Below are 24,161 nucleotides of genomic sequence, written 5' to 3' on the forward strand. Positions count from 1 at the left end.
ATCGACCCATCCCCGGTCGATCGATCGAAATGCCACTGTAGGTAGCCAAAGTGTCGTGCTGAAGGCTCCATAAGGTCTACCCGGTTGCTCTGAGTAGCACCAGGGTCAAACGTAGCGTGTCACTCGGATGGAGCAGCACCGAACAGTTGAAATTAGTTCACCAAAACTGCTGAGTGAGCGTGATCATCTCACAGTCTGTGAACGGCCGCGGCGCGCTCGGCCGCCTCGTGCTCCTCGCCGCGAGCCGTCCGGACGCGCCGTGCGCGCAGCTCCAGGATCGCCAGCAGCAGCGCGACGCACGTCAGCGCCGCCGAGCAGCACATCGCGATGGTGAGCGCGAGGGAGTAGTTCCGGTCCGACGCCAGCACCGCCGATTCGAACACCGAAGCCAGCACCGCCGTGCCGATCGCCGTGCCGATGCGCTGCCCCGTCTGCAACGCACCGCCAGCGGCGCCCGCCATGGTCGTGGGCACGCACTCCAGCGTCAGCGTGGTGTTCGGCGAGATCACCATGCCGCCACCGATTCCGCCGAGCAGCAACGGCAGCGCGACCGCCCAGCCCGCGGCCGACGGTGGCACGAACTCCACCACCGCCGCGACGACCAGTAACGCGAAGGCCACGAGGCTCAAGCCCGTGACGGACAGCCGCCTCCCGAACCGGGGCACCAGCCGCCCCGCGACGGCGGCCGACACGGCCGAGCCGATCGCGAACGGAGTGACCGACAGCCCGGACTGCAACGGCGTGTACCCGAGGCCCTGCTGAAAAAACAGCGCGAAGACCAGCCAGACGCCGGCGAACCCGCAGAAGTACAGCGCCCCCACCGCGACGCCGGGCGCGTACCCCGGCGTGCCCGTGAAAAGCCGGATGTCGAGCAACGGCGACCGGCCGCGCGTCACCACCCGGCGCTCCCACCACACGAACCCGGCGAAGCACACCGCCGCGATCGGGAAGAGCCACCACAGGCGTCGCAGGCCGCCCTGCTGCGATTCGACGAGCGGCAGCAGCACACCCAGCACCGCGATCGCCAGGAGCAGAATTCCTGCGACGTCGATCTCGGACCGCAGCCGGACCCCGCGTCCCTCGGTCTTCGGCAAGAGCCGCAGCGCGAGCCCGAACGCCAGCGCGCCGACGGGCACGTTCACGTAGAACACCCACCGCCAGCCGCCCGGATCGCCGAACACGGCCAGGAGCACACCGCCGAGCACCGGCCCGATGGCCGTGGAGATCCCGACCACCGCGCCGAACAGGCCGAACGCGCGAGCGCGTTCGGCGCCGCGGAAGAGGTCCTGGATCAGGCCGGTGTTCTGCGGAGTCAGGAAACCCGCGGCGCAGCCCTGGGCGAGCCGCGCGATCACCAGCGTGGTCGGGTCCTGAGCCGCGCCGGCCACCGCGCTCGTGGCGACGAACGCGGCCAGCGCGACGAGGAACACCCGCCGCCGGCCGAGCGCGTCGCCGAGCCGCCCGCCCGTGACGAGCACCAGGCCGAACGTGAGCGCGTAGCCGGACACCACCCACTGGATCGTGCCGCTGCCGGTGTTCAGGCCCCGCTGCATCGCGGGCAGGGCCGTGTTGACGATGCTGACGTCGAGCAGGGTCATGAACCCGGCCGTCAACGTGACAGCGAGGGCACGCCACCGGAGCGGGTCCGGAACGTACTCCGTCATCAGGTGTTGGCGGTGATCCCGGGGATGCCCTTGAGTTCACCGATGAGCATCGAGCTGACCTTCACCGGGTAATCGTAAAGCGCGAACACGGTCTGGTTCTTGCCGACGAGTTTCAGGTGCACCGGGGTCTCGCCCTTGTGCGCCAGCAGCGTCGACTTGAGCTCGCTCACCACCGACTGGTCGATCTTCTCGGCCGCGGCCAGCAGCATCAGCGGTGGTTCCTCGTCGCCGTTGCCGATCTCGGACAGGTCCAGCGGCACGAGCCCGCCGCCGAACACCGACATCTTGTCCTCGCGCCAGTTGACCCGGCCCTTGACCAGCACCGCGTTGTCCTCGACCAGGTCCGCGGCGAACATCGAGTACGCCTTGGCGAAGAACAGCACCTCGATCGCGGCGTCCATGTCCTCGACCGTGCAGATCGCCCAGGGCTCGCCCTTCTTGTTCACGCGCCGCTCCAGCGAGGTGAGCAGACCCGAGATCACGACCTCGCCCTCCCTCGGCGGATCGGCGAGCAGGCCCGCGATCGGCTTGGGCGCGTGCTTGCGCAGGATGCGCTCGGCACCGTCGAGCGGGTGCGCGGACACGTACAGGCCCAGCATCTCCCGCTCGTAGGCGAGCAGCTGCTTGCGCGGGTACTCCTCTTCACCGAACTTCAGGTGCGCGAGCGGCGACGAGGACGGCGTGGCCTCGGCCGAGTCGTCGTCCCCGCCGAAGGAGCCGAACAGGTCGAACTGGCCCATGGCCTCCTGGCGCTTGAGCGGCACGACGGCTTCCACCGCGTCCTCGTGCACCTGGATCATCGACAGGCGGGTGTGGCCCATCGTGTCGAACCCGCCGGCCTTGATCAGCGATTCCATGACCCGCTTGTTGCAGGCCACCAGCTCCGACTTGTCGAGGAAGTCGGTGAACGAGGAGTACTTGCCCTTCTCCTCGCGCGTCTTGATGACCGACTCCACCACGTTGGCGCCGACGTTGCGCACGGCGCCCAGCCCGAAGCGGATGTCGTTCCCGACGGCCGCGAAGCGCAGGGCCGACTCGTTGACGTCCGGCGGCAGCACCTTGATGCCGAGGCGACGGCACTCCGACAGGTAGATGGCCGACTTGTCCTTGTTGTCACCCACGGACGTGAGCAGCGCGGCCATGTACTCCGGCGTGTAGTTCGCCTTGAGGTAGGCCGTCCAGTACGCGATCAGGCCGTAGGCGGCCGCGTGGCTCTTGTTGAACGCGTAGCCGGCGAACGGGAGGATCGTGTCCCATAGCGCCTTGACCGCTTCGGGCGAGAAGCCGCCGGGCAGCAGGGGGCTGGCCTTCATGCCCTCTTCGAAGCCCTCGTACTCCTTCTCGAGGACTTCCTTCTTCTTCTTGCCCATCGCTCGCCGCAGCGTGTCCGCTCGGCCCATCGTGTAGCCCGCGACCTTCTGCGCGATCTGCATGATCTGCTCTTGGTACACGATCAGGCCGTAGGTCTCGGACAGGATCTCGCGCAGCGGCTCTTCGAGCTGCGGGTGGATCGGCGTGACCTTCTGCCGGTTGTTCTTGCGGTCGGCGTAGTCGTTGTGCGCGTTCATGCCCATCGGGCCGGGCCGGTACAGCGCGAGCACCGCGACGATGTCCTCGAACCCGGTCGGCAGCATGCGGCGCAGCAGGTCGCGCATCGCGCCACCGTCGAGCTGGAACACGCCGAGCGTGTCACCGCGGCCCAGGAGCTTGTAGGCCTCGGGATCGTCGAAGCCGAGGCGGTCGAGGTCGATCTCCTCGCCGCGGTTGGCCTTGATGTTGGCCAGCGCGTCGCCGATCACCGTGAGGTTGCGCAGGCCCAGGAAGTCCATCTTCAGCAGGCCGATGTTTTCACACGACGGGTAGTCCCAGCCGGTGATGATCGACCCGTCGTCGCGCTGCCACACGGGGATCGCTTCGGTGAGCGGCTCGCTGGACATGATGACCGCGCAGGCGTGCACGCCGGCGTTGCGGATCAGGCCCTCGAGCCCGCGGGCGGTGTCGAAGATCGTCTTGCACTCTTCGTCGGTCTCGACGAGGGTCCGGACCTCCGCGGCTTCGGCGTAGCGCTCGTGCTTCGAGTCGACAATGCCCGACAGCGGAATGTCCTTGGCCATGATCGGCGGAGGCAGCGCCTTGGAGATCTTGTCGGCGATCGAGTAGCCCGGCTGCCCGAAGTGCACGCGGGCCGAGTCCTTGATCGCGGCCTTGGTCTTAATGGTGCCGAAGGTGATCACCTGGGCGACGCGGTCGGCACCGTACTTGTCGGTGGCGTAGCGGATCATCTCGCCGCGGCGGCGGTCGTCGAAGTCGATGTCGATGTCGGGCATCGACATGCGCTCGGGGTTGAGGAACCGCTCGAACAGCAGCTTCTGCGGGATCGGGTCGAGGTTCGTGATGCCCAGCGCGTACGCGACGAGCGCGCCGGCGGCGGAACCACGGCCGGGGCCGACCAGGATGCCGACCTCGCGCGCGTGCTGGATGAGGTCGGCGACGATGAGGAAGTAGGCCGGGAAGCCCTTCTGCTCGATGACGCCGAGTTCGTAGTCGCAGCGCTCCTCGTAGCCGTCGGGCACGCCCTCCGGGAACCGCCACTTCAGGCCGTCGGCCACCTGGTGACGCAGCCACGTCGCCTCGGTGTGACCCTCGGGCACCTCGAAGACCGGCATGCGGTCCTTGTGCGAGTAGACGTCCTCGTAGGACTGCACGCGCTCGGCGATCAGCAGCGTGCTGTCGGCCGCGCCCGGAACCTCCTTGTCCCAGTACTGGCGCATCTCCTCGGCCGACTTGAGGAAGTAGCCGTCGCCGTCGAACTTGAACCGGGTCGGGTCGTTGAGCGTCTTGCCCGCCTGCACGCACAGCAGCGCCGAGTGCGTGTCGGCCTGGTCCTTGGTGACGTAGTGCGAGTCGTTGGTCGCGAGCGGCTTGAGGTCGAGCAGCTTGCCGACCTCGAGCAGGCCCTCGCGCACGGACCGCTCGATCGGCAGGCCGTGGTCCATCAGCTCGAGGAAGAAGTTGTCGGCGCCGAAGATGTCCTTGTAGTCCGACGCGGCCTGGATCGCGGCCTCGCGCTGGCCCAGCCGCAGGCGGGTCTGCACCTCGCCCGACGGGCAGCCGGTGGTGGCGATGATGCCTTCGTGGTTCTCCGCGATCAGCTCGCGGTCCATGCGCGGCTTGCGGTAGTAGCCCTGGATCGAGGCGATCGACGAGAGCTTGAACAGGTTCCGCAGCCCGGTGGCGTTCTCCGCCAGCATCGTCATGTGGGTGTAGGCACCGGCGCCGGAGACGTCGCCGCCTTCACCCAACTCGTCCGAGCCGCGCTGGCTGGCCTGTCCCCAGAACACCGGCTTCTTGTGGAAGCGGCTCTCCGGCGCGATGTAGGCCTCGATGCCGATGATCGGCTTCAGGCCGTGCTTCTTGGAGGTCTGGTAGAACTCGTCGCCGCCGTACATGTTGCCGTGGTCGGTCATGCCCACCGCGGGCATGCCCAGCCGCGCCGCCTCGGCGAAGAGGGGTCCGATCTTCGCCGCACCGTCGAGCATCGAGTACTCGGTGTGGACGTGCAGGTGGACGAAGGAATCGTTCGACACCAGCGAAAACCTCCCCTAGGCAGACGGCTTCCCGGTTGTTGCTGCGGCGCGGCCCGGGGTCCTCCACCCTAGTCCGCGCTCGCGCTGTGCGGCTCGGTAGGGATCCTCTCTCCTCACCCGCCCGCCGCGCCCGCCGACATGCCGCCCGGGGCCCGACGAAACCTTCGCGGGTGACGCCACGGCGACACCCTCGCACGCCCCACCGACAGGACCGGCGCGAGTGAACCGGCCCACACGATTCCGGTGATTCCCCCAGTCCTTGTGTGGGAGGCCCGCACCTGACTTGACACCGGTTCGGCTGAACTTCACGATCTCGTTCCATGAACCTGTCTGACAGCCAGACAGCCGGACAAGGCCCCCGTCGCGTGAGCGCCATGGAGGCCGTGCTGGCCTACCTGCGCCGCGCCATCGAACGCGGCGAGTACGCCGTGGGCGACAAGCTGCCGTCCGAAGCCGCGCTGAGCAAGGAGTTCGAGGTCAGCCGCTCGGTGATCCGCGAGGCGCTGCGCGGGCTGCAGGCGCTCGGGCTGACCGTCTCCCGCACCGGCAAGGGCACGTTCGTCACCGCGACCGGCCCGGCCGAGAACCCCACTTTCGGTGACTACTCGGCGCGCGACCTCATCGAGGTGCGCCGCCACGTCGAAATCCCCGTGGCGGGGTACGCGGCCCTGCGCCGCGACGCCGACCACCTCGACCTGCTCGGTCACCTCGCCGAGCGGATGGAGCTCGAGACCGACAACACGGCGTGGGTGGCGCTCGACTCGCTGTTCCACATCACCATCGCGCAGGCCTCGGGCAACCCGGTGTTCGCCAAGGTGATCGAGGAGATCCGCGACGCGCTGGCCCGCCAGTCGGCGTTCCTCAACCGGCTGGGCGACCGGCGAGCGGAGTCGAACGTGGAGCATCGGCGGATCGTCACGGCGATCGCCGACGGCTCGGAAGAGGCGGCCGTGGCCGCGATGACGGCGCACCTCGCGCACGTCGAGCAGGCGCTGACCACCATCGTGCGGCCGGACCGCACGGCGAAGCAGAACAGGACCGACTGAAAACGTGAGTGAACAGACCCTTTCGTCGTCCGGCGAAACGGAGAAGCACGCCGACGCCGGTGACGCCGGCTACAACAAGGCGCTGAAGTCCCGCCACATCTCCATGATCGCGATCGGCGGCGCCATCGGCACCGGCCTGTTTCTCGGCGCGGGCGGACGGCTCGCGCAGGCCGGGCCGGCGCTGGCGATCGTGTACGCCGTGTGCGGGCTCTTCGCGTTCTTCGTGGTGCGCGCGCTGGGCGAGCTGATCCTGCACCGTCCGTCCTCAGGTGCCTTCGTGTCCTACGCGCGGGAGTTCATGGGCGAGAAGGGCGCGTACGTCGCGGGCTGGATGCACTTCGTCAACTGGTCCACGACCGGCATCGCCGACATCACCGCGATCGCACTGTATGCGCACTTCTGGTCGTTCTTCGCGCCGATCCCGCAGTGGGTGCTGGCCCTGATCGCGCTGGCCGTGGTGCTGACGCTGAACCTCGTTTCGGTGAAGCTGTTCGGCGAGATGGAATTCTGGTTCGCGATCGTCAAGGTCGCCGCGCTCGTGCTGTTCATGATCATCGGCATCGTGCTGCTCGTCACGCAGCACCCGGTCGACGGCCTCGCGCCCGGCCCGCAGCTGATCGCCGACCACGGCGGGATCTTCCCGGCCGGCGTGCTGCCGATGATCCTCATCGTGCAGGGCGTGGTGTTCGCGTACGCGTCGGTGGAGCTGGTCGGCGTTGCGGCGGGCGAGACGGAGAACCCGCAGAAGATCATGCCCAAGGCGATCAACTCGATCATGTGGCGCATCGCGGTGTTCTACGTCGGTTCCGTGGTGCTGCTGGCGATGCTCATGCCGTGGAACTCCTACACCGGTGACGAGAGCCCGTTCGTGACGGTGCTCTCGCACCTCGGGGTGCCGGCGGCGGGCAGCGTGATGAACCTCGTGGTGCTCACCGCCGCGATGTCGAGCCTCAACTCGGGCCTGTACTCCACCGGCCGCATCCTGCGGTCGATGTCGGTCGCCGGCTCGGCGCCGAAGTTCACCGGCGTGATGAACCGCAACCAGGTGCCCTACGGCGGCATCCTGCTCACCGCGTCGGTCTGCGTGCTCGGCGTGGGGCTCAACTACGTCGTGCCGAAGGACGCGTTCGAGATCGTGCTGAACTTCGCCGCGATCGGCATCCTCGCCACGTGGGCGATCATCGTGCTGTGCCACCTGCTGTTCGTGCGCAAAGCCAACCGCGGTGAGCTCACGCGGCCGTCGTTCCGGCTGCCGGGCTCGCCGTGGACCGAGCTGACGACGCTGGTGTTCCTCGCCGCCGTGGTGGTGCTGATGGCGTTCGACAAGACCGGCCGGATCACGCTGCTCGCGTTGCCGGCGATCGTCGTGGCGCTGGTGATCGGCTGGTTCTGCGTGCGCAAGCGCATCGACATGAGCGCGTTCGAGAAGGCCGAACAGTGAGCGCCCCCGAACAGCGCGTGCCGGGGCACGTCCCCTTGGTCCACCTCCTGCGCGACGGCATGGTCGAAGGCGTGCACCACGGTTCGGTGATCGCGCTCGCACCGGACGGGTCCACGCTCTTCTCCGCCGGCGACCCGGACGCCGCGATGTACCCGCGCTCCACGGCGAAGCCGCTTCAGGCCACGGCGATGGCCCGGCTGGGCCTGCGGCTGCCGCCGGCGGGGTTCGCGATCGCCGCGGCCAGCCACTCGGGCGAACGCCGGCACCTCGACGCCGCGGCCGCCGTGCTGGCCGGCCACGGCTTCACCCCCGAAGACCTCGGGAACCCGGCCGACTACCCGTTCGACCCGGTCGAGCGGGACGCGTGGGTCGCCGAGGGCCGGCCGCCCGCGCGGCTGGCGCACAACTGCTCCGGCAAGCACGCCGCGATGCTCGCCACCTGCCGGGAGCAGGGCTGGGACCCGCGCACGTACCTCGATCCCGGACACCCGTTGCAGCTCTCGATCCGGGCGACCGTCGAGGACCTCACGGGGCAGGCCGTGCCGCGCGTGGCCGTGGACGGGTGCGGTGCGCCGCTGTTCGCGCTGTCGCTGCGCGGGCTCGCCCGGGCGGCCTCGCGGCTGGCCACCGCGGCGCCGGGCACGCCGGAAAGCCTGGTGGCCCAAGGCATCCGGCAGCACCCGGACCTCGTGGGTGGCACCCGTCGTGACGTCACCGCGGTGATGCGCGCGGTGCCCGGGCTCCTCGCGAAGGACGGGTTCGAGGCCGTGCAGCTCGCCGCGCTGCCCGATGGCACGGCCGTGGCGCTGAAGATCGCCGACGGCGGCGACCGCGCGCGGCCCGCCGTGCTCGCGGCCGCGCTGGAGCTGTGCGGGGTCGACGCCGGCGTGCTCGAACCGTTCACGAGTCCGGCGCTGCGGGTCACCGCGGAACTCGAAGGCCGCCCGCGCGCTGCGTGACCCCGCTCACGCGTGACGGGTAGCGTCGAACGCGTCCGGCTTGGTGAAAGGGGTAAACCTGTGCTGCAGCGCGTCGCCGACCTCCTGCTCGGTCTCCCGAAAGCGGAGGGCCCGGCGCCCGTCGCCACCAAGGGCCTGCGGATACCCATGCCCGACGGGGTCCACCTCGTGGCCGACCGGTACACGCCGGCGGGCCAGCGTTCGGGGCCGGTGGTGCTCGTGCGCACGCCGTACGGGCGCACCGGGCCGATCGCGGCGCTCTTCGGCAGCGTCTTCGCACGCCACGGCCTGCAGACGGTGGTCCAGAGCACCCGCGGCACGTTCGGCTCCGAAGGCGAGTTCCGCCCGTTCCACCTCGAACGCGAGGACGGCATCGCGACCGCCGAGTGGCTGCGCGCGCAGCCGTGGTGCGACGGGCGGCTGGCGACGGCGGGCCTGAGCTACCTCGGGCACACGCAGTGGGCGATGGGGCCCTACCTCGACCCGCCGCTCGAAGCCATGGCACTGGGCGTGACGGCTTCGGAGTTCGTGAGCACGTTCTACCCGGGCGGGGTGCTCGCGGCCGACAACATGGTGTCGTGGTCGGCCATGATCGGCCGGCAGGAGGAACGGTTCGCGGGCCTGCCGAACCCCGTGCAGAAGCGCAGGACGCGCCGCGCGATGACGCACCTGCCGCTGAACGCCGCCGACGTGGCCGCGATCGGCAAGCAGGTGCTGTTCCTGCGCGACGTGACCACCCACGCCGAACCGGACGACGGCTACTGGGCCATGTCCGACCACAGCGCGGGGGTCGCCGGGCTCGCCGTGCCCGTCAGCATGGTCACCGGGTGGTACGACCTGTTCATCCAGGGCCAGCTGCGTGACTTCCGGACGCTGCAGGACGCGGGGCGCGCGCCGCGGATCACGATCGGGCCGTGGGCCCACGGCGACCCGGCCAGCCTGCGGATCTCCGTGCAGGACCAGGTCGGGTTCCTGCGCGCGCACCTGCTCGACGACCGCGCGCAGCTGCAGCGCTCACCCGTGCGGCTGTACCTGCAGCAGGCGGCGACCTGGCTCGACTTCGACGCGTGGCCGCCCGAGTCCACGGCCACCGACTCGCACCTGCGGCCGATCGGCGGCCTCGGCGAGGTGGTCGACGGCGAAGCCCGGCCCACCGCGTTCACCTACGACCCCGCCGACCCGACACCCGCGGTCGGCGGTCCGCTGCTGACGGGCACCAACAAGCAGCAGGACAACAACGACGTCGAGGCACGCGACGACGTGCTCGTGTTCACCGGCGAACCGCTGATCGCCGACCTCGACGTGATCGGTGAGGTGAGCTCGACCGTGTTCGTGCGCACCGAACTGGGCCACGCCGACGTGTACGTGCGGCTGTGCGACGTCGACCAGGACGGGCGCTCGCTGAACGTCACCGACGGCATCCTGCGGCTGCGGCCCGGCGCGCCCGAGGCGGACGCCGACGGGATCGTGACCGCGCAGGTCCGGCTCGACCCCACGGCCTACCGGTTCCGCCGCGGCCATCGGCTGCGCGTGCAGGTGGCGGGCGGCGCGTTCCCGCGCTTCGCCCGCAACCACGGCACGGGCGAACCGGTGGCGAGCGCGGTCGACGGCAAGGCGAACCGGTTCGAGATCTTCCACGACGCGGCGCGCCCGTCGCGGGTCACGCTGCCCGTCTTCAGCCGCTGAACGCCACCACTCGCTGGTGGGTGGTGAGCCGGCCGTCGTCGAGCAGCACGTGCAGCAGCAGCGACGGCGGCCGCTCGAAGTCGATCGGGCCGCCCTCGGCCCACGAGCGGTCGGCGCCGGGCTCGACGGGCAGCAGACCACCGGAGACAACGCCGGGGGCGACGCGCACCGGCACGCCCGCGAACGTCGTGGCGGCGCCGGTGTGGACGTGGCCGCAGAGCAGCGCGAGCACCCGCGGGTGGCGCCGCAGGACCTCGGCGAGTCGGTCTTCGCCGGTCTGGCGGATGGCGTCCACGAGCGGGATGCCGACCTCGACCGGTGGGTGGTGGAAACCGACGAACGCGGGGCCGTCGTGGGCGGTGAGCGCTTCGTCGAGCCACGCGAGCGTCGCGTCTTCGAGGTAACCCGCGCCCTGGCCGGGGATCGTCGAGTCGCACATCGCCACGAGGACACCGTTCACGTCGGTGGCGACGTTGACCGGGCCGGCGCTCGCCGGCTCGCCGAGCAGGACCTCGCGGAAGGCCTCGCGCACGTCGTGGTTACCGGGACACGTGAGCACGGGCGCGGGGTGCTTGAGCAGCTCGGTCGCGCGGCGGTACTCCTCGGGCAGGCCGTGGTCGGCGACGTCGCCCGTGACGAACACGGCCTCGACCGCGAGCGCGCGCAGGTAGTCGAACACCGCGGCGGTGCGCGCTTCGGCGCGGTCACCGCCGTCCAGGTGGATGTCCGACAGGTGTGCGAAGACCTTCATGCGGTCAGCTCCGTTCGAGGTACGCCAGTGCCTTGACCCAGTTGCGGACGAGCAGCGCCGTCGCGCCGGGCACGTCGCCGGACCGCAGTGCGTCGGCGATCCCCCGGTGCTCGGTGATGCTCTCGGCAACCCGCTCGGGGCCACCGAAGTACACGGATTCGTAGCGTTTGAGCAGGGGTTTGGTCTGCTCGATCAAGCGCAGCAGGTGCGGGTTGCCGCAGCGGGAGAGCAACAGCTCGTGCCAGCGATCGTCCACAGCGGACAGATCGGCGCCGGCGGGCAGGACCGCCATCTCGTCGGCGACGGCGTCGAGCGCGTCCGGCAGCAGGGTCAGGTCCAGCGGTGAGGTCCAGCGCAGGGCGAGCGACTCCAGCTCGGCGACCAGCGGGTAAAGCCGCCGGGCCTCCTCCGGGTCGAGCGGCGCGACGAGGAACCCGCGGCCGGGCGCGGCGACGAGCAGCCCGCGGTCGGCGAGCCCGATCAGCGCTTCCCGAAGCGGCGTGCGGCTCACGCCGAGCTCGCGAGCGAGGTGCACCTCGTTGATCCGGGCGTCCAGCCGGCCGTCGAGCACGCGGGTGGTGATCTCCTCGATGAGCTCACCTCGCAGGGGTCGCTTGGTCATCCGCGCAGCATTACACACCAACCGGCATTGCATACAGACTGGCCCTACTGTATTCAGTTCACATGGTCAGCATCCAACCCGCCGACGTGGCCCGCGCCCGCGCCGAGACGCCCGGCTGCACCGGCGTCGTCCACTTCAACAACGCCGGTTCGGCGCTCCCGCCGGCCCGCGTCACCGACACGATGGTCGACTACCTGCGAGCCGAAGCGCTGGTCGGCGGCTACGAGGCCGCCGCGGCGGCGGCCGAGCGCACCGAAGCCGTCTACACGTCCCTGGCTCGGCTGATCAACGCCGCACCCGAGGACATCGCGATCACCGACAACGCGACGCGCTCATGGCAGGCGGTCTTCTACGCGCTGCGCTTCGGCCCGGGCGAGAAGATCCTGACCTCCCGTGCCGAATACGCGAGCAACGCGATCGCCTACCTCCAGGTGGCGCGCCGCACCGGGGCGCGGGTGGAGGTGGTCGCCGACGACGAGACCGGCCAGCTCGACGTGGCCGACCTGCGCCGCCTGATCGACGACGACGTGAAGCTCATCGCCGTGAGCCACGTACCGACGCAGTGCGGCCTGGTGAACCCGGCCGAGGACATCGGCAAGGTCGCGCGCGAGGCCGGGATCCCGTTCCTGCTCGACGCCTGCCAGTCGGCCGGGCAGCTCGACCTCGACGTCGAACTCCTGCAGTGCGACGCGCTGTCGGCCACCGGCCGCAAGTACCTGCGCGGGCCGCGCGGCACCGGCTTCCTCTACGTGCACCCGCGGCTGCGCGAGCGGCTCGAGCCGGCGACGCTCGACCTGCACTCGGCCAGCTGGGAGTCGCCCGACGAGTTCGTGGTGGACCCGACGGCGAAGCGGTTCGAGGTGTGGGAACGCGACTACGCGGCCGTGCTGGGGCTCGGCGCGGCCGTCGACTACGCGCTGGAATGGGGCCTGCCGGCGATCGAGCAACGCGTGGCCGAGCTGGGCGCGACGCTGCGCGGCCGGCTCGGTGAGCTCGACGGCGTGCGGGTGCACGACGTCGGCGCGCGCAAGTGCGGGCTCGTCGCGTTCAGCCTCGACGGCTTGGGCGCGGAGCAGGTGAAGGTGCGGCTTTCGGCCGCGAAGATCAACACGAGCGTGACCCACGCGACCTCGGCGCAGTACGACTTCACCGCCCGGGGCCTGCCCGAACTCGTCCGCGCGTCGGTGCACTACTACAACACCGAGGGCGAGATCGACCTGCTGACGAGCGAAGTGGCGAAACTGGCCCAGGAGTCGCGCTAGCCGGCGAACCAGCCCGCGACGTCGAGCCGGAAGCCGCCGCCGGTCATGGTGCGCAGGTCGGCTTCGAGGGCGCGGACGCGGTCGGCCCCGAGCTCGGCCACCCAGTTCGCGCGCAGCGTTTCGAAGATGGCGGCGGAGCGGGCGAGGGAGTCGATGCCGCGCGGGGTGAGCCGCACGAGCTTGCGGCGGGCGTCTTCGGGATCGTCGGCGCGCTCGGCGTACCCGAGTTGCTCCAGGCGGTCGACGGTCTTGCCCGCGGCCTGCTTCGAGACGCCGAGCCGCTTGCCCAGTTCCGACGCGGTGGCCCCGCGCGGCCCGATGGCCTGCATCGCGAAGCCGAACGCGGGCCGCACGTCGGGGTGACCCTGGCGGGCGAGCTCGGCGTGCAGGTCGTCGATGAGCGTGCGGAAGCCGGAGAACAGCAGCAACGGCAGCTCGAAGCCGGGCGCGTCAGCCATGCCGCTTGCCAAATTCGACAACCAGGTTTACCTTCTGAAATTCGACAACCACGTTGACGACTTTACCCCAGGAGGGTTCCGTGCCGCATTTTCCTGAGCACACCGCCGAGACCGCCCCGCCGGCCGCCCGCCGCGCCCTGGCGGCGACTGAGGCCCAGTTCGGCTCGCTGCCCGCCGCCGTCGCGCGGCTGGCGACGTCGCCGGAGCTGCTGAACGGGTTCCTCAAGCTGAGCGCGCTGTTCGAGACCACCACGCTGTCGCCGCTGGAGCGCGAGACGCTGATCCTGGTGGTGTCCACGCGCAACAGCTGCCACTTCTGCGTCGCGATGCATACCGCGAAGCTGGTACAGCTCGACGCGCCGGCTTCGCTGATCGCGGCGTTGCGCGCGGCGGAGCCACTGCCGATTCCGAGACTGGAGGCGTTGCGCCGCTTCGCGTTGACCACGTTCGCGACGACCGGTGCCGTGCCTGCCGCCGACCTCGACGCGTTCCTCGCCGCCGGCTTCACCCCGCGGCAGGCGCTCGAGGTGGTGCTGGGCATCGGCGCGTACACGCTTTCGACGTTCGCCAACCGGCTCGTGGCCGCTCCGCTGCACCCGAGCCTGGCCGAGCACGAGTGGACCGCCGCCTGAAGTTTCACCCGTTTGCCGCAGTGCTCGACGTATCCACCGGCTCCCGCCGGGCCTCCTACTCCACGTTCGCCCGCGACGCGCACCACGCGGTCGGGCCTGTCGAGGGGGCAGGCCCGGCCCCGGGCGCCGGCCTCGGATCGGCGGCGGCTCCACCGCGGTCCACTCCCGGTAGTGCTTGATCCCCTCGCGAATCGCGCAGGCCGCAGCCGCGATGATCCAGCCGGTGACGCCTTGCGGGAGGACTTAGTCGCCGTTCGGGGCGGCGAGGTAGCCGTAGACGTAGTTGCCGGCGAGGTACACCAGGCCTATCCACGGCTGGGCGCCGCGGGTCATGATGTTCAGACAGGTGGCGGAGCCGAGCAGCACGAGGCCGATGGCCGCCAGCGACAACGCTGAAGCCCCCATGGCGAGCTCGCCCCAGGTCGGGCGGTTGTCGTCGGACAACAGCCGGGGCACGATCGCGCCTGCGAAGAGCAGCGCGTCGACGAGCCACATCCGGGTGACCTTCATCGCCCGCGCGGCCCCGGCCCGACCACGACCGCGATCCCCGCCGCCTGCCCGCCACCGAGCTTCCGAGGGAGCCAAACCACCCAAGACGACCACCACCGACCGTGCGGCGGGGCGAGACCACCCAAGGCGACCACCGCGGGGGGACAGGGAGGCGAAACCACCCGAGGCGACCACCGCCGGCGGTCCGGCGGGGGGCGGAATCACCCAAGGCGACCACCGCGGGGGTCCGGGGGCGAAGCCCGCCGGGCGGGTTTTGGGGGTTGCACCCCCAAAAGACACCGCGGGGCGACCTGGTCCGCGCGTTCCGCGGACACACCCCACCCAGAGAACCGCGTGGGCGCAGCAGGGTTCGAACCTGCGACCGCTCGGGTGTAAGTCAGGTGGTTCCTGTGGCTGACCTGGGAGTACGCCGTTCACCTTTGTCTGCAGGCGCCGGGTTGAACCAGGTCAGTTCATAGCTGTTCACAGCCATTGATGTCGCCGACTGATGTCACCGCTTGATCTCTAGCCAGCCGCCAGCAGCCCGCCCGCGTAGCGAGTGCCACTCCTCGGACCATGCAGCGGTTGCCAGCTGCGCTCTTCTTTGGGTGGTGGCCTGACCAGGCAGACACAGGCGGTTGACATAGCGAAGGGCTCCCCGACCTGCACCGGCTCGTCTTCGGAGCCGGTGCCCAGCGCGCAGGCGAGTGCCGAGTCGAGGTCGGCCACGGCGGCTCTGCGTTCGCACACCGGCCGGCACCGCGCCCAGCGCCGAGGAGACGCCGACGCTACAAACCTCGTGCGCGGTGATCAACCGGTCTCGGGGCGAAGCTCAATCGCCGCACAGCCAGCCGTACTTGCCGAGTCGTGGCCGGAGGGCGCGGTCGACGCTCCACAGGGCGTTGCCCGGCGCGGCCAGCAGGGCCAGGGCAGCGATGATGTACCCGATCGACGGGCCGATGTCGGTAGCGCCCGCCGCGAACCACGGGAGGCCGAACGCTTCCGCCGCGGACCAGATCCCGAACGAGTACACGGCGCTCCCGACATAGACCACATTGGACAGTGTGCCGGTGAGGAGGCCGACCGCGATGAGCGTTTCGACAATGGCCGTCCCGACGCCCAGCCCCGCGGGCGCCACCGCCCCGATGTACTGCCACAGGTCGATCCACTGGCGGATGACGGGAGTGGTGACCTGGTCGTGGATGCCGAACTGGTGCGCGAACACCTGGCCCCGCAGGAACTCAGGCCGCCACTTGAACGAGGCGTCGATCGCCCACACCACCCCGAACACGATCCGCAGCACGCAGGCCAGCCGGCGACGCCCGGAGGACGCAGCCGCGGGCTGGTGCAGCTTCTGGTACTCCTGGGCCACCGCGTCCGTTCTGGTTTCTTCCGCGAAACCCCGACGACCGGCTCCGCCGTCGCGGGCGTGCGGTTCTTCGTGCGTCACTGCCGCTCACCCTCTCGACGCCCGCACCACACCCCCGCCGGTATGCCGAAGGACCACCTCAGCGACGGGTGGGCCCGTTTTGACGAGAAAGATGTGTTCGAAAGGCCGCATCCTCGCCATCCTCCATGGCCGCCATCCCGGTGTGTAGCGCCGTGACGCCGGGCGCGGCTCCGGCGGGGACCGATCGGTGCGCTCCGGCAAGAGGCTCGATGTGGCCGAGCAGGTGGTCAGCGGCGACACAAGGCCACTCGGCAGCGGTCAGGGCAGTGTTGAAAAAGGCGAGAAACGACCAACGCCTTACCGCGGTGATGGGCGCGCTCCGGACAGCAAGCAGATCCGGGCCGTGGAAGGCACTGCTTCGCCTCGCCGAGGTGCGGGACGCGCGGCTGCACGATCTCCGCCACACGTCCGCGACGGTCCTGCTCGAGCTCAAGGTCCCACTTCCCGCCGTGATGGAGCTGATGGGCTGGTCGAACGCTGCTATCGCGAAGCGGTACATGCACGTCACGAGCGAGCTGACAGCCGCGATCGCAGACCAGGTCGGCAACCACGTTTGGTACGCCGACGACGAGCGAGAGGACGAAGACGAGGACGAAGAACGGCAGAACGCCGGGTGTCCCGTCGCGGGTCACCCGGCGTTCTGCCTGTTAAGAGCGGGGGCGGTGGGATTCGAACCCACGGACGGGATTGACCGTCACACGATTTCGAGTTCCATTCCCGGTCGTTCGGGCTGGTCCAACGCGCTTGTATGGCCTGCTCAGCCAGCTTCGTTGACTCAGGGCAACGAAAGAGGGGCGTCCACTCTACTGTCGGTGGCCCTTGAGCTGCGGCGGAGCTGAGGGGAATCGAACCCCTGACCTTCTCGATGCGAACTATCAGCACGAAAGCCATTGCCGGTCTTTGCCGAGGTCAGAGGGTCGTCGCTGGTCGATCTCGGGTGCTGAGCGTCGGTGTGGTTGCTGTACTTCGCTGCTGTACGGCAACGAACCGACCCGGGAAGCAACTCGGGGTCGGACGCAGGTAGATGGGCGAGCTGCCCTGGTGACGCGGGTGGCCGGCAGGGTTCGAGCCATGGCGGGCCGAGTCACCGCCGCGCTGCTCGCCGTGTCGCCGGTCTGAGAAGCCCGGTGAACAACCGGGGATGTGGACAAGGCGTCGGTGATCACGACTACCCTCGGTGTGGCTGTGGCCACTCGAGGAGGAAGGCACGACATGCCGGCAGACGCTGCTGACTTGAACGCTCCGGTCGGGGTCGATCCGCATCGGGCCAGCGTTGCGCGGATGTACGACTACGCAATGGGTGGTAAAGACTGGTACGAGGTCGACCGGGTCGAGCTCGAGCGGCTCAAGGCGGTCATGCCGGAAGCGGTGGACCTCGCGTTGGAGAACCGGCGGTTCCTGATCCGGATGTGCCGGTTCCTCGCGGAGCAGGCGGGGCTCACGCAGTACCTGGACCTGGGGTCCGGTCTACCCACGGCGGAGAACGTGCACCAGGTGGTGCAGCGGGTCGACCCGCTGTCGAAGGTCGTCTACGTCGACCACGACCCGGTCGTGACCGCGCATGGCCGAGCGCTGCTCGAGGAGAACGAGAACACCCGCTACATCGCCGGCGACATCTTCGATCCGCGCGGCATCCTCGAGGACGAGACCGTGTGCAGCCACCTCGACTGGAGCCGGCCGATCGGGCTGCTGTTCATCGCGAGCTTGCACCACTTCAAGGGTGACCGGGCGCGCCCGGCCGAAGTCACGGCCGAGTTCATCGATGCGCTGCCTTCGGGTTCGTATGTGGCGATCTCGCATGCCTTCGACCCCGGTAAGGGTGCGGACAGCGAAGCGATGCGGGCGTTCGAAGCGGCCGTCGCCCGCGGCTCGCTCGGTGGCGTCACGGCACGGACCGCGGAGGAGATCGTCGAGCTGTTCCACGGGCTCGAACTCGTCGAACCCGGGCTGGTCGAGCTGGTCAACTGGTGGCCCTCTGGGCCGCGCCTGAAGCCGTTGAACGTCGCCCAACGACTGATGGCCGGAGCCGTCGCCCGCAAGGCCTGATCGGCTCCATGCCTGCTCTCTGCAAATTACGCCGCAGTCGGTCGAGGTGGTCGCACACTTTTGGTAGCCACCCTGAGACTTGATTTGCAGGGAGAGTGCCTCAGTGCGATGACCAGCGCATCGCAGCACATCCCCCTCGGTGCGGCCACACAAACGCAAACGCTTGTCATAGATGGTCGTCTTCGGGTAGTTGGAATCGAATTGCGGGGGTAAAGCGGTAATGGTCTCAGTCTGAATACGACGACCTGACCCTGCGCGGCGCGATGACCCGCACGGCCGGAAGGCGCGCACACTGGGGTCCATGGCATGGGAGTGGGTCGCCCCCGCAGCTACAGTCCTCGTCGGCGCCACAGCTACATGGGGGACCACAAGGGTCGCGGTCAGCGGGCGAAAGCACGCAGAGCAAATCGCCCGGACGTCGACTGAGGCCAGCATGCGCATTAGCTATCAAGAACGGCTATCAACATTCTTAATTGAAGCCTCAGAGACGATGGTTCTCGGGGTGCCGTCAATCGGCCGCCCTACTTCGCTGACGGTGCCCTTGGAGTCACGGCCAAGCTACGTGGAGCTCCAGCGCACATACGCTCGCCTGTTGGTTTACGCACCGCCGGAACTTGCGCAGGCGTACTGGGACTGGAAGTCGCTCTACCTCGCGTTGAGCGGATCGAGCGGAGCGACCGCTGAAGAGTGGTTTGCAGAGGCGGAGCGCCTGTCCGGCTTGCGACAAGTTTTCATTGGCCTAGCCAACGACCTACTGTCACCCAACTCCACAACCGACTGACGAGCGGTCCGATGACAGGCTGATCTGCCAGATGATTTCCGCCAGCACTCTCAAGTGCGGCCGTAGAGGCAGCGCTCACGTCGTTATGGAGTATGGCTCGCCGCAGTCAATCGGTCGTTGCTGGATCCAAGTCGTCCCCATAGTCCCTATCGCGGACACACTCCTGCGCTGCTGACATCGCAATCCGTCGCGTTGCGTGAGCTGTGCTCAACGACGATGCGGTAGTCGCCTGCGGAAGGCGGTCCGATGTCGCACATCAGGCCTGGACGAGGCGTCGGGGCCCACCCGCCCCTTGACTACTGTTCTGGTTTCGCAGCTGGCGTAGTGCACTTATTCGAACCGAGCGGTATTCCTTGGTTCTGAACGGCTGTCCACGCTGCTGGCGTTCTATAACTAGCCGGCCGAACACTGGATCACCTGCGCACGACCAATCCGATCGAGGCGACCTTCGCACCGTGCGCCACCGCACCAGACTTCCCAAAGGGGGCCCGGCTCCCGCGGGCCGGGCTGGCCATGGCGTTTAAGCTCATCGAGTCCGCCCAGGCCCGCTGGCGCGCAGTGAACGCATCTCACCTCGTACGCTCTTCTCCGCGCAGGCGTTACTTCAACAACGGCCAGCTCGTCGAGCGGCTGGGAGAGGCGGTGGCCTCGTGAGCACGCCATCCCACCCGACCAGCAGCACGCGTCAGTGGCCGACCGACAAGCTAACCGCGCTGCGACTCGGCCAGCGACTGGTCGCCGAGCGGCCAGTCTCTCGACCGGGCCGGCGAGCATTCATCGACATCACACCGCTCATCACCGCAGCGGACACGGAAGCCCGCCGCCAAGGCTGGAAACGAGCCGACCACGCCCGCACCTTCACACTCCAGCACTGGGACTACGCCGCTGACCGCCTCGACAGCTTCGACTACGACGTCGGCGCAATCCTGATCAAGACCGCGACCGTCGTCGGTGAACCGGACCTGACCTCCACCCTCGAAGCGTGGCACCTACACCCGGAACAATTCCTCTACCCCTGGCAGACCGGCGACCCACAGTAGCCACACGGGCCACCGGAATGTCGGGTCGGACAAACTCGCGCCCGATTGTCGCCCTGGATTCGTGTCGCAGGTCAGTGGCCTGTCCAGCTGGAGGGGACAACCGGGCGGGATCGGTTACGCTCCGCGGCGTTGCATCTAACACAACATCGATTCATCTAGTACAGGCAGGGGTGCTGACCAGCATCGCAGTCCGCTGCGGCCAACCGGCGGCACTGCCTGGTACGTTCCTTGACCAGCGAAGACCCGGTGGAAACCGAGTGCATCAATGTTGCATCTACTCGAATAAATCGTGAACGCGCACGACGGCCACTCGATGCCGGTATCGGCCCAGTTCGAAGGCTCGGTCCGCGCGTGCTTCGACCACCACGCCGGGTTCGACTGGCCAGTACGTGAAGTCCTCGGAACCGAGGCGGCCGGCGAGAATCCCGGAGGCTCGCTGCGGTCCGCTCTCGGTGAGCCGAAGCCGACCGGCCAGCGACGCAAGCGCTGTCCGTGACAGCGGCCCCGACAGACCGACCGCACGCACCCGCCCGCGCCGGTCGGTCTGGCCGAGCACCAGCGCGGTTGGCCGGGCGGGGCTGCCGGTCACGCCGAGCACAACGGCGTCGATGTCGTCGTAGTGGCGCACCTTCACCCACCCGGCGCGGCCACCGCGCAGCGGGTACCGGCTGGCCAGTGGCTTCGCCACGGCCCCCTCGATACCGACGGCCGCCTGGTCTGCACTGATCCACTCCCGACCCTGGGCGACATCAAGCGTTGAGATCATCAGCTGCACGCCGGCGTTGCCCGCGCCAACCACTGCGGCCAGCCGCTCACGCCGGCGCGACAGCGGCCACAACCGCAGGTCACGGCCGCGAGCACCGAGCAAGTCGAACGCCACGAACACGACGGCGATGCCCTCGGCGCGGCGCCGGCCCGGGCCGTACCCGAGCGCTGCGAACTCCAGCCGACCCTGCCGGTATGCGCACAACTCGCCGTCGAACACCACCCGGCCCAGCGCAGCCGCCGACTCGAGAATCCCCGGGAACCGGTCCGTCAGGTCACCGCCAGTGCGGGACTGCAGCACCCAACCCGGCACGTGCACCACACACCGCCACCCATCCAGCTTCGGCGAGTACTCAAACGCGCCCGTGGGCAGCACCGCGGCCGGTTCGACCACAGCGAGCCTCAGCGGCAGTTCCGGCACGGGCATGTGTCCATCGTGAACCCCGTTGACCAGCGGCGCAGCCCGTAGCATCGCACGCATGTTCGAAGCTCGGCGACCTAGCAGTGAGTTCGGCAGCACGGACCTCCCGGTGCGGCCGGCGCTGCGGCACGAGCTGAACCCCGACGGGTCGCTCACCATCCACCCACCCCGGCACTGCCCGCGCCAGCACCCCGTGCCCGACTCGGGCTCGTTCTCGTGGATCGTGGCACTGCACCTGCACGCGCTCGACTGCCACCGTTGCCGCGACGAGGGCAACACCGAGCACCAGTGGGCCCTCATCGACCCCGCCTACGAACAGGCCGACGTGGAGGAGGCCACGAGGGCGGGGTTAGAACTCCTCGTCGTGCCCCCAGACGAGGGAGCCAGACCCGGCCGGATCGAACTGCACCTGGACGGCTAAGCGATCGGTGCAGCCACCCTCGCCGTGTGTCCCCGCCGACGAGCACACCGCACTCGACCACGCCCGCCTCGGGCAGAACGAGAACCCCGGATGGACACAGGAGATCGCCGCATGAGCACACGACTGAACCTCCACGCCCGCGAGCAGCTGCGCGCCGCCGGGATCAGCCAAGCCCAATGGGCACGGCAGTACTTCGGGGACGGCCGGTGGCACGGCGACGAGTGCGGATGCCCCGACGATCGCTGCATCGGCTTCCACCACGACGCCGAAGACGACTGCGGATGCCTGCCCGCGTTGCTGGACGAGAACGGAGGCCGCTGATGTACACGATGACCGACCTGTTCTGCGGCGCCGGCGGCTCCGGGCTCGGGGCCACGTCGGTGCCTGGGGTGGAGCTGCGGATGGCGGCGAACCACAGCCCGCGCGCGATCGAGACCCACGAGACGAACTTCCCCGACTGCAAGCACGACTGCGCGGATATCTCGCAGGTGGTGCCGCGGCGTTACGAGCGGACCAACATCTTGTGGGCCTCCCCGGAGTGCACGAACCACTCGATCGCCAAGGGCCGCCGCCGCGCCGCGCCGGGGCAGGCGTCGCTGTTCGACGACGAGGTGCCCGATCACGTGGCCGAGCGGTCACGGGCGACGATGTGGGACGTGCCGCGCTTCGCCGAGGCCCACCGCTACGACGTAGTGATCGTGGAGAACGTGGTCGACGCGGTGAAGTGGGAGCCGTTCCGGGCGTGGCTGCTGGCGATGGACTCCTACGGCTACGACCACCACATCGTGTCGCTGAACTCGATGCACGCCCCCGCGATCGCCGCGCCGCGGGCGCCTCAGAGCCGGGACCGGATGTACGTGGTGTTCTGGCGCAAGGGAAACCCGCGCCCGAACCTCGACATCCGCCCGCAGGCCTACTGCCCGGCCTGCGACATGGTCGTCGAGGCGGTGCAGTCGTTCAAACCGGGCCGCGAGGTCGGCCGCTACCGGCAGCAGTACGTGTACCGGTGCCCGCGCTTCGCCAAGTGCAAGACCGTGGTTGAGCCGTTCGCGCTGCCGGCGGCGGCGGTGATCGACTGGTCCAACCAGGGCCAGAGGATCGGGGACCGCGACAAGCCGCTGTCGGACAAGACCCTTGCGCGCATCGAGGCCGGGCTGGCCCGCTACGGCCGGCCGATGACGTTCGAGGCCACCGGCAACACCTTCGTGCGCCCGGGCTCCGGGTACGCGCGGGCGTGGCCGGCGGACTGGCCCACCGCGACGCTGACGACCTCACACACCCGGGCGCTGCTCGTGCCCAGCGGCGGCACCCGCAACGAAGACGCCCGCCCGGTGGGCGAGCCGTTCCGCACCCGCACCACCAGCGAGTGGGAGGCCTGCTGGTGCCGCTGGAGGGCCGCGAGGGCAAACAGGCCGCGTCCACCGGGATGCCGATGCGCACGCAGACCGCACGGCACGAGACGGCGCTGGTGGTGCCCTACTACTCGACCGGCGTCGCGCACCCCGCCGACGTGCGGGCGATGCCGACGATGACCACAGTGGACACCGCCGGGCTGGCGTTCGTGGCCGAGCTGCGCGGCGGCGGCTCGACCGCGCGCGACGTGCGCGAGCCGCTGGCGACGGTGTGCGCGTCGGGCAATCACCACATGCTTGTGCGCCACAACTCCAGCCGCGGCCCGGGCGGAGAGATGTGCACCCCGGTCGCCGAACCCGCCCGCAAACTCACCACCACCGGGCACCAGTCCCTCGTCGGCTGGCCCGCAGCGGCGCCGGCGGTGGAGGACTGCTCGTTCCGGATGCTCACCGTTCCCGAGGTCCAGGCCGCCATGGCCTTCACCCCCGACTACGTCATCACCGGGAACAAGCGCGAAGCCATCCGCCAGCTCGGCAACGGCGTCACCCCGCCCGCCGCCGAATGGCTCGTCACCGCCGCCGTCGACTCGCTCGAACGCACCACCCGCCGCGCCGCCTGACACCGCACCCGTTGCGGTCGCTGTCGTCGCGCTTGCTCGATGGGAGATCCCCATTGTTCGTCTCGGACACCCGGCTGTGTCATCGCAAGACGTTGCCGCGGGCGATCGCGCCGGTGACCGGTGTGATCAGAACGCTACGGTCGGAGCCGTTCGAGCTGAGGATCGTAGCAAACCAATCCGTGGTCCGCAGCGAGTTGAGCAGCCCAGGCGGAGACCTCCTCACACCTGCTCCACACCATCGGGAAGTAGATCAACGGTCCGACTGCCTCGGTAAGCAGCGGCGAGGTCGACCAAGGGCTGTCTTCGCCGTCTTGCTCGCTGATATCCGGGTAGCGATCGAGCAGCGCCGAGACGAAAGCACGGATGCGGTCCGAGGGTGGTTCCTGAACGTCGGACTCGATGTGGCGCTCATACAGCAAACCAAAAGCGTCGCCGGCCGCCTGGTCACTGGGCGGACGGTCGCCCTCCCACACCGCCAAGTCATAACTCATACGTGGAGCATGCCAGCGGCACCGCGCACATTCATCAGCACCCACGCGAGCACCTGCACTGCCTACTCAGCTGGTGAGCCGCGCTCGCCGCGATGCTGCCCCGCCGTCAGGCCGAGCAACTCACGCTCTTGGACGACACGGCGGCCTGACCACCTCGCGCGCTCCGCTGCACTGCTC

22 protein-coding genes are annotated in these 24,161 nt (G+C 69.3%); 13 read left to right on the forward strand and 9 right to left on the reverse strand.

The annotated features are described in order from the left end of the window. Window positions 1-188 precede the first annotated feature (188 nt). Both QRX50_RS46200 and dnaE read right to left on the reverse strand, forming a co-directional pair. A complete protein-coding gene (locus QRX50_RS46200) occupies window positions 189-1,664 on the reverse strand; it encodes an MFS transporter (RefSeq protein ID WP_285969365.1) in 1,476 nt (491 codons plus the stop codon). Continuing rightward, complete coding sequence (gene dnaE, locus QRX50_RS46205; protein ID WP_285969366.1) at window positions 1,664-5,251, reverse strand: DNA polymerase III subunit alpha; 3,588 nt, start codon at window positions 5,249-5,251, stop codon at window positions 1,664-1,666. Before dnaE ends, QRX50_RS46200 begins: the two co-directional genes overlap by 1 nt. A gap of 374 nt (window positions 5,252-5,625) precedes the next feature. On the opposite strand from dnaE, the gene QRX50_RS46210 reads away from it, so the two are divergent. From QRX50_RS46210 to QRX50_RS46225, 4 genes are read left to right on the forward strand one after another with little or no spacing between them, the layout of a single operon-like run. Continuing rightward, on the forward strand, window positions 5,626-6,297 hold the full coding sequence (locus QRX50_RS46210; RefSeq protein ID WP_285974740.1) for a FadR/GntR family transcriptional regulator: 672 nt from the start codon (window positions 5,626-5,628) through the stop codon (window positions 6,295-6,297). Window positions 6,298-6,301: 4 nt separating this feature from the next. After that, window positions 6,302-7,738: an amino acid permease gene (locus tag QRX50_RS46215; RefSeq protein ID WP_285969367.1), complete on the forward strand. Its 1,437-nt coding sequence runs from the start codon at window positions 6,302-6,304 to the stop codon at window positions 7,736-7,738. Window positions 7,739-7,797: 59 nt separating this feature from the next. Further along, window positions 7,798-8,697, forward strand: a complete 900-nt coding sequence (locus tag QRX50_RS46220) for an asparaginase (RefSeq protein ID WP_285974741.1) — start codon at window positions 7,798-7,800, stop codon at window positions 8,695-8,697. 60 nt (window positions 8,698-8,757) lie between these two features. Continuing rightward, a complete protein-coding gene (locus QRX50_RS46225; protein ID WP_285969368.1) occupies window positions 8,758-10,383 on the forward strand; it encodes a CocE/NonD family hydrolase in 1,626 nt (541 codons plus the stop codon). Here QRX50_RS46225 and QRX50_RS46230 read toward each other — a convergent pair. Together QRX50_RS46230 and QRX50_RS46235 are read right to left on the reverse strand one after the other, a co-directional pair. Further along, window positions 10,373-11,134, reverse strand: coding sequence for a metallophosphoesterase (locus QRX50_RS46230; protein ID WP_285969369.1), 762 nt, complete (start codon window positions 11,132-11,134; stop codon window positions 10,373-10,375). The two genes, QRX50_RS46225 and QRX50_RS46230, sit on opposite strands and share 11 nt — an antisense overlap. 4 nt (window positions 11,135-11,138) lie before the next feature. Next, entirely contained in the window at window positions 11,139-11,756 is a 618-nt protein-coding gene (locus QRX50_RS46235; protein ID WP_285969370.1) for a GntR family transcriptional regulator, read from the reverse strand. A gap of 62 nt (window positions 11,757-11,818) precedes the next feature. Between QRX50_RS46235 and QRX50_RS46240 the strand changes: the two genes are divergently transcribed. Beyond that, complete coding sequence (locus QRX50_RS46240) at window positions 11,819-13,018, forward strand: aminotransferase class V-fold PLP-dependent enzyme (protein WP_285969371.1); 1,200 nt, start codon at window positions 11,819-11,821, stop codon at window positions 13,016-13,018. On the opposite strand, the gene QRX50_RS46245 is transcribed toward QRX50_RS46240, so the two are convergent. Then, a complete protein-coding gene (locus QRX50_RS46245) occupies window positions 13,015-13,476 on the reverse strand; it encodes a MarR family winged helix-turn-helix transcriptional regulator (RefSeq protein ID WP_285969372.1) in 462 nt (153 codons plus the stop codon). The two genes, QRX50_RS46240 and QRX50_RS46245, sit on opposite strands and share 4 nt — an antisense overlap. 80 nt (window positions 13,477-13,556) lie before the next feature. Here QRX50_RS46245 and QRX50_RS46250 point away from each other — a divergent pair, with 80 nt between their 5' ends. After that, window positions 13,557-14,108, forward strand: a complete 552-nt coding sequence (locus QRX50_RS46250) for a carboxymuconolactone decarboxylase family protein (RefSeq protein ID WP_285969373.1) — start codon at window positions 13,557-13,559, stop codon at window positions 14,106-14,108. Between the two features lie 243 nt (window positions 14,109-14,351). On the opposite strand, the gene QRX50_RS46255 is transcribed toward QRX50_RS46250, so the two are convergent. Next, window positions 14,352-14,603: a hypothetical protein gene (locus tag QRX50_RS46255; RefSeq protein WP_285969374.1), complete on the reverse strand. Its 252-nt coding sequence runs from the start codon at window positions 14,601-14,603 to the stop codon at window positions 14,352-14,354. A gap of 826 nt (window positions 14,604-15,429) precedes the next feature. Further along, window positions 15,430-16,047, reverse strand: a complete 618-nt coding sequence (locus tag QRX50_RS46260) for a hypothetical protein (protein WP_285969375.1) — start codon at window positions 16,045-16,047, stop codon at window positions 15,430-15,432. Window positions 16,048-16,313: 266 nt separating this feature from the next. On the opposite strand from QRX50_RS46260, the gene QRX50_RS46265 reads away from it, so the two are divergent. From QRX50_RS46265 to QRX50_RS46280, 3 genes are all read left to right on the forward strand, one after another. After that, window positions 16,314-16,886 (forward strand): tyrosine-type recombinase/integrase, encoded by a 573-nt coding sequence (locus tag QRX50_RS46265; protein ID WP_285969376.1) that lies wholly within the window; start codon window positions 16,314-16,316, stop codon window positions 16,884-16,886. A 442-nt stretch (window positions 16,887-17,328) separates the two neighbouring features. Next, entirely contained in the window at window positions 17,329-18,093 is a 765-nt protein-coding gene (locus tag QRX50_RS46270) for an SAM-dependent methyltransferase (protein ID WP_434533215.1), read from the forward strand. Window positions 18,094-19,524: 1,431 nt separating this feature from the next. Beyond that, window positions 19,525-19,914 (forward strand): hypothetical protein, encoded by a 390-nt coding sequence (locus tag QRX50_RS46280; RefSeq protein ID WP_285969378.1) that lies wholly within the window; start codon window positions 19,525-19,527, stop codon window positions 19,912-19,914. A gap of 274 nt (window positions 19,915-20,188) precedes the next feature. Here QRX50_RS46280 and QRX50_RS46285 read toward each other — a convergent pair whose 3' ends face one another. Continuing rightward, the gene (locus QRX50_RS46285; protein ID WP_285969379.1) at window positions 20,189-21,106 is read right to left on the reverse strand and encodes an ATP-dependent DNA ligase; all 918 of its coding nucleotides are present in this window, start codon (window positions 21,104-21,106) and stop codon (window positions 20,189-20,191) included. A gap of 52 nt (window positions 21,107-21,158) precedes the next feature. Here QRX50_RS46285 and QRX50_RS46290 point away from each other — a divergent pair, with 52 nt between their 5' ends. From QRX50_RS46290 to QRX50_RS46305, 4 genes are all read left to right on the forward strand, one after another. Further along, window positions 21,159-21,521 (forward strand): hypothetical protein, encoded by a 363-nt coding sequence (locus QRX50_RS46290; protein ID WP_285969380.1) that lies wholly within the window; start codon window positions 21,159-21,161, stop codon window positions 21,519-21,521. Between the two features lie 111 nt (window positions 21,522-21,632). Then, window positions 21,633-21,842, forward strand: coding sequence for a hypothetical protein (locus QRX50_RS46295; protein WP_285969381.1), 210 nt, complete (start codon window positions 21,633-21,635; stop codon window positions 21,840-21,842). Beyond that, complete coding sequence (locus QRX50_RS46300) at window positions 21,842-23,053, forward strand: DNA cytosine methyltransferase (RefSeq protein ID WP_285969382.1); 1,212 nt, start codon at window positions 21,842-21,844, stop codon at window positions 23,051-23,053. Before QRX50_RS46295 ends, QRX50_RS46300 begins: the two co-directional genes overlap by 1 nt. Continuing rightward, entirely contained in the window at window positions 22,954-23,493 is a 540-nt protein-coding gene (locus QRX50_RS46305; RefSeq protein WP_285969383.1) for a DNA cytosine methyltransferase, read from the forward strand. The genes QRX50_RS46300 and QRX50_RS46305 overlap by 100 nt, the downstream gene beginning before the upstream one ends. 134 nt (window positions 23,494-23,627) lie before the next feature. On the opposite strand, the gene QRX50_RS46310 is transcribed toward QRX50_RS46305, so the two are convergent. Then, entirely contained in the window at window positions 23,628-23,984 is a 357-nt protein-coding gene (locus tag QRX50_RS46310; protein ID WP_285969384.1) for a hypothetical protein, read from the reverse strand. Window positions 23,985-24,161 lie beyond the last annotated feature (177 nt).

It is taken from the genome of Amycolatopsis sp. 2-15 (assembly GCF_030285625.1).
GTDB classification, from domain to species: Bacteria; Actinomycetota; Actinomycetes; order Mycobacteriales; family Pseudonocardiaceae; genus Amycolatopsis; species Amycolatopsis carbonis.